The organism is Lacinutrix sp. YIN62 (assembly GCF_057219185.1).
In genome coordinates, this window is sequence record NZ_JBXVVH010000003.1 from 207,048 (window position 1) to 213,047 (window position 6,000).

A 6,000-nucleotide genomic window follows, 5' to 3' on the forward strand; every position below is an offset into this window, starting at 1 on the left:
ATAGAGAAATGGCCTTAGTTTATATATTTTACATCTTTATTTACGAAACAGCTTTTAACTTTTTAATCGTAGATTTAGATAATTTTTGCTCTGCATAAGCTTTGGTTACATCAAGTTTCTTGGTTTCACTACCAGGAAGCTCAAACATAGCATCTGTTAATATTTCTTCACAAAGCGAGCGTAAACCACGAGCACCAAGCTTATACTCTATAGCTTTGCTTACAATATACTCTAAAGCTTCTCCTGCTATTTCTAGCTCTATTTCATCCATAGAGAACAGCTTTTTATACTGCTTAATAATAGCATTCTTAGGCTCTGTTAAAATTGCTCTCAATGTCTTTTCATCCAAAGGATTCATATGTGCCAATACAGGAAGTCTACCTATAATTTCTGGAATTAAACCAAAATCTTTTAAATCTCTAGGAATAATATATTGCAATAGATTATCTTGGTCTACCACTTCTTCAGAGATAGAAGCACTATAACCAACAGCTTGCATATTCAATCGTTTTGAGATAACCCGTTCGATACCATCAAACGCGCCACCTGCAATAAACAGAATGTTTTCTGTATTAACCTCTATAAATTTTTGATCTGGATGCTTACGTCCTCCTTTTGGAGGTACATTTACCACCGTGCCTTCCAAGAGTTTTAACAAAGCCTGTTGTACTCCTTCTCCAGAGACATCACGGGTAATAGATGGATTATCGCTTTTTCTTGCAATTTTATCAATCTCATCAATAAAGACAATTCCTTTTTCAGCTTTTTCTAAATTGTAATCGGCCGCTTGCAGTAAACGTGTTAAAATACTCTCAACATCTTCTCCCACATAACCCGCTTCGGTTAATACTGTAGCATCTACTATTGCCAAGGGTACATTAAGCATTTTCGCAACTGTTTTTGCCATTAATGTTTTTCCCGTTCCTGTTTGTCCTACCATAATGATATTTGACTTTTGAATCTCAATATCATCATTTGTAGAAGGCTGCAGTAAACGCTTATAATGATTATATACAGCAACAGACATTACTTTTTTAGTAAATTCTTGACCTATAATATATTCATCTAAAAAGGCCTTAATTTGCTGCGGTTTACGCAACATAAGCTCAGCAGATAATTCACTATTATCACTTTGCTTAGACTCTTCTACCACTATACCATGCGCTTGCTCGATACAACGATCACAGATATGCGCATCTAGACCAGCTATTAACAAGCTTGTTTCCGGCTTTTTTCTACCACAAAACGAACATTCTAATTCTTCCTTTGCCATTCTTTATTTTCTTTTTTATCTGAAAGCTCTTTCCTTTACAGTCTAAAGAGACACTAATTATTAATTTGTTACTCTCTAGTTAAGATTTCATCAATCATTCCGTATTCTTTTGCCTTATCAGCCTTCATCCAATAATCACGGTCACTATCGGCATAAACTTTATCGTATTCTTGCCCTGAATGTTTACTTATAATTTTATAAAGCTCTTCTTTTAATATTAAAATTTCTCTTGCAGTAATTTCAATATCACTAGCTTGACCTTGAGCACCACCTAAAGGTTGATGAATCATCACACGAGAATGTGTTAATCCACTACGTTTTCCTTTGGCCCCAGCACATAATAATACGGCGCCCATAGATGCGGCCATTCCTGTACAAATTGTAGCAACATCTGGCTTAATAAACTGCATCGTATCGTAAATTCCTAATCCTGCATACACGCTTCCTCCTGGAGAGTTTATATAAATTTGGATATCCTTAGAGGCATCTATGCTTTCCAAAAATAATAATTGCGCTTGAATAATATTTGCCACTTGATCATTGATCCCTGTACCCATAAAAATGATACGATCCATCATTAAACGTGAGAATACATCGAAAATAGCAACATTCATTTGACGTTCCTCTATAATATTAGGTGTCAAGTTAGTAGGATACATACTACTTATCATTTTATTATAATATGTACTGCTTATCCCTTGATCTTTTATTGCAAATTTTTCGAATTCTTTTCCGTAATCCATATTTGGTTTTGATTTTTGTTGAAACTAAAAGCGTTGAACTCATAAAGAATTCAACGCTTAAAGATAATGATTATTCTTTTATGGAACGTAGCTTATTTATCTCCATAAACTTCTTTAACAAACTTCTCGTATGTTAGTTCTTTTGTTTTTATGTTTGCCTTTTCTTTATACAGATTTAGTAATTTTTGACTTACTACTTGCTCAGACAAACGTTTTACTTCTTCTTGATTAGACAAGACACGTGCTGCAATATCATCTAATTCTTTTTCTGAAGGATTCATTTGACCGAATTGTGCCATTTGCATTTTTATCATGCCTTTAGCACTTTCCTTGACATCTTCGAAATCTATTTTGATATCGTTAGCTTCCATTAATTTTCCTTCTATTAATTGATAACGTAAGCTTTTCTCAGATTTCTCATATTCTTCCTTAGCTTGTACCTCATCAATCTGCTTTTCTCCTGCTGTTTGCATCCATTTTTGAAGAAACTCAGAAGGCAAATCGAATGTTGTACTATCTACCAAATGCTCCGTAATATCATTTAATAATTTTTGATCCGATTGCTGTACAAATTGCTTTTCAGCATCTTCCTTAATCTTATCTTTTAATTCTGTAGCAGATTTTACAACATCCTTACCAAACAACTTATCAAATAATTCTTGATCTAAATCTGCAAGTTCACGTTTGTTTATTTCAGTTACGGTAAAAGTAACCTCTATATCTAGCCCATGTGCTTTATCATGTTCTAATTTAAGTGCGTGTTGCAATTCATGCTCATCGGTATAAAGTCCTTTTGTTTTTAATACAATTGCATCTCCTACTTTAGCTCCTATAAATTGCTTTTCGGTAGCTTTCCCTTTAAACTTATCCAAAGTTAAAGTTACTGTATTTTCAATTTCCTCTTCTGTGTTAACAAAAGTTCCTGTAATCTCACTATCACTCTCGATAACTTCTTGTGAAATTAATTTCCCATATTGTTTTTGCACACGCTCCACTTGCTCATCGATCATTTTATCATCTGCAACAATGTTATAATGCGTAATTGCTTTTTTACTGTTCAAGTCTACAGTAAATTCTGGAGCTAGTCCTAATTCAAATTCAAAAGAGAAATCATCAGAATCCCAATTGATATCATCTTGTGCTTTTGGAAGAGGTTGCCCTAGAACATCTATTTTTTCTTCAGTTAAATATTTGTTCAAGGCATCTTGAAGCAATTTATTCACCTCATCTACCAATACAGCCTTACCGTATTGTTTTTTCACCATTCCCATTGGCACATGACCTTTTCTAAAACCAGGAATGTTTGCTGTTTTTCTATAATCTGTTAAGATTTTTTCTACTTTATCACTATAATCGTCTTTAGCGATATCAACTTTTACGACAGCATTTAATGCATCAATATTTTCTCTTGTAATATTCATTTTGAATAATATATTATTTTTAAAACTAAAAATGGAGTGCAAAAATACTATTTTTTTCGCACTCCATCAAAGATTTTAAGGACTTGAATAACAAGCCGATATTTCACTTATCGTATTTCTTCTCCTTATTCTTTTTCAAATAAAGAATGGAATACCGATTGCAGCAAAGCTAAGAGCACACTAAATAAAAGAGCAGACCATAAACCGCTTACAGTAAAACCATCAACAAGTTTATCTGCCAATAATATAATTAAAGCGTTTATAACTAAAAGAAACACTCCTAATGTAATGAGTGTTATGGGCAAGGTTAGAAGGACCAATACTGGTTTTACAACAAGGTTTAAAAGCGATAAAACTACTGCCACAATTATTGCAGTGGCATAACTATCTACACTTACACCGTTTAGAACTTTTGCCAATACAACTACCGCAACAGCATTCAATAACAGACGAATAATTAATTTCATAAATATTTAAATTTAAAAACGTTATAAAATAAAACATGCATTAAGAAAGAAAAAATGACAACTTAATTTATCTATTAAAGTTACGCATTAATTCATTACCTTTCTTTGTTTAACAACGTATCATTCTATTATTACAAAATTATAAGCTTTTTTAGTTTCTGTTATAGAATTCCCTATTATCGAACACGTTTTTTGTTAAATCACTATATCTAATACAGCTTACAAAGCTATTGTTGTAAATTTGAGCCGTTGTTTTACGCTATTAAAAAAAAGTAACATTATTTTATAAAATCTAAATCTCTTAATACATGAAGTTCTTAGGAAGTGTACAAGAATTTTTACACTTAGAAGTTATTAATAAAAACACCTGCCATTTAATTAAAGAACAAATTGAAAGCGGTCTCACGATACTTTGGTTTCAAGACGCTATTGGAGAACTTATTATTGATGGCAAACAGTATTTTTTTAATAAAAATGAAATTATTTTTCTAACCGAATTTCACAATGTAACGGCTGTTAATATTGGAAAAATAAGATTTGTTCGTTTTAACAGGCCTTTTTACTGCATTTTAGATCACGATATAGAAGTGGGTTGTAAAGGGTTGCTTTTTTTTGGGGCTTCGCAATTGCCAATAATTAACATCCCTGAGAAGGAGTTAGAAAAATTCGAAACACTTTGGAAAATGTTTACTATAGAAATGAAATCCAACGACAGTTTACAAATCGAAATGCTTCAAATGATGTTAAAACGGTATCTTATTTTATGCGCCCGCATTTATAAAGAGCAGAAAAAAATCTCTCTAGCAAAAAAAGATGCTGATATGGTTAGGGAATTTAATTTTCTGGTAGAGCAGCATTTTAGAACCAAACATGCTGTTAAAGAATACGCAGAATTAATGTTTAAGTCTCCCAAAACACTATCTAATGTGTTTTCAAAAATAGGCTTTAAACCCCCTTTACAATATATTCAAAATCGATTATTATTAGAGTCTAAGCGACTATTACATTACTCAAATCTTTCTATTAAAGAAATTTCATCTGAAATTGGCTTTGATGACATTCAAGCTTTTAGTCGTTTTTTTAAAAAGAAGGAAGGAATTTCGCCTTCAGAATTTAAGCGAAGTTTAATAAAGGAATAATTGCCAACTCATAAGGAACTGTGACCTAACTCCAACCTATATTTCTATCGCATCTTTGCAATGTTAAAAAAAGTAAAATAAATTAAACATGAAAAAGATGAAAAAAATAGTAGCAATAATAGCACTAGCATTGGTAAGTATAAACGCGCAAGCACAATTACCAGACCCTGGGTTTACTGTAAACGATCGCACAGCAATTGTAATTACAGACCCTCAAAACGATTTTTTAAGTCCAAACGGTGTTGCTTGGGGTGTCGTTGGAGAAAGTGTTACCAAAAATAATACAGTTCAAAACTTAGAAGAACTTTTTAAGATCGCCAAAAAGAAAAACATTACGGTTTTTGTATCTCCTCATTACTACTACAAACACGATCATAACTGGCAAATAGAAGGTGCATTAGAAACATTAATGCATAAAATTAATATGTTTGACCGTAGTGATGTTATTAAAACAGATGGCTTTGAAAACTCTGGAGCAGATTGGTTAAATCGTTATAAAAAATACATTAATGAGAATAATGTAATCATAACAAACCCTCATAAAGTATATGGTCCTGAATCTAATGATCTCGCTTTACAATTACGCAAACACGGTTATGATAATGTTATTCTTGCTGGAATGTCTGCAAACTTATGTACCGAATCACATATGCGGGATTTAGTAGAGTCTGGATTTAGAGTTTCTGTAGTCTCAGATGCTACTGCTGGGGCCATTCTACCAGAAATGGATGCTTACGAAGCGGCACTTATAAACTTTAAAATGATTGCAAGTCACGTATTTACCACAAAAGAAATTGTTAAAGAAATTAATGCCTTTAAAAAGTAAAAACTAAAAATGCTGCTTGTATAAAATTGACACTATCCTAAAAAGTGTGTAAGTTCAAAATTTCAGGGTTAGGTTATTTATATCCTAATCCTGTTTTCAAATATAGCTAAAAATTGGTTTAGTATAAGTCC

The 6,000-nt window shown here is 32.3% G+C and carries 6 protein-coding genes; 2 read left to right on the top strand and 4 right to left on the bottom strand.

What is annotated here, in order from left to right:
* Window positions 1-40: 40 nt before the first annotated feature.
* The 4 genes from clpX to AC2D8I_RS03450 form a co-directional block, all read right to left on the bottom strand.
* Window positions 41-1,273, bottom strand: coding sequence for an ATP-dependent Clp protease ATP-binding subunit ClpX (gene clpX / locus AC2D8I_RS03435; RefSeq protein WP_484704588.1), 1,233 nt, complete (start codon window positions 1,271-1,273; stop codon window positions 41-43).
* A gap of 68 nt (window positions 1,274-1,341) precedes the next feature.
* The gene (gene clpP, locus AC2D8I_RS03440) at window positions 1,342-2,016 is read right to left on the bottom strand and encodes an ATP-dependent Clp endopeptidase proteolytic subunit ClpP (protein ID WP_484704589.1); all 675 of its coding nucleotides are present in this window, start codon (window positions 2,014-2,016) and stop codon (window positions 1,342-1,344) included.
* Window positions 2,017-2,108: 92 nt separating this feature from the next.
* Window positions 2,109-3,437, bottom strand: coding sequence for a trigger factor (gene tig / locus AC2D8I_RS03445; protein WP_484704590.1), 1,329 nt, complete (start codon window positions 3,435-3,437; stop codon window positions 2,109-2,111).
* Window positions 3,438-3,562: 125 nt separating this feature from the next.
* Window positions 3,563-3,904, bottom strand: coding sequence for a phage holin family protein (locus AC2D8I_RS03450; protein WP_484704591.1), 342 nt, complete (start codon window positions 3,902-3,904; stop codon window positions 3,563-3,565).
* Window positions 3,905-4,212: 308 nt separating this feature from the next.
* On the opposite strand from AC2D8I_RS03450, the gene AC2D8I_RS03455 reads away from it, so the two are divergent.
* Window positions 4,213-5,043 carry a helix-turn-helix domain-containing protein gene (locus AC2D8I_RS03455; RefSeq protein ID WP_484704592.1) on the top strand — a complete coding sequence of 277 codons (831 nt, stop codon included), beginning with the start codon at window positions 4,213-4,215 and terminating at the stop codon, window positions 5,041-5,043.
* A 97-nt stretch (window positions 5,044-5,140) separates the two neighbouring features.
* Window positions 5,141-5,869, top strand: coding sequence for a cysteine hydrolase family protein (locus tag AC2D8I_RS03460; RefSeq protein WP_484704593.1), 729 nt, complete (start codon window positions 5,141-5,143; stop codon window positions 5,867-5,869).
* The last annotated feature ends 131 nt before the right edge of the window (window positions 5,870-6,000 follow it).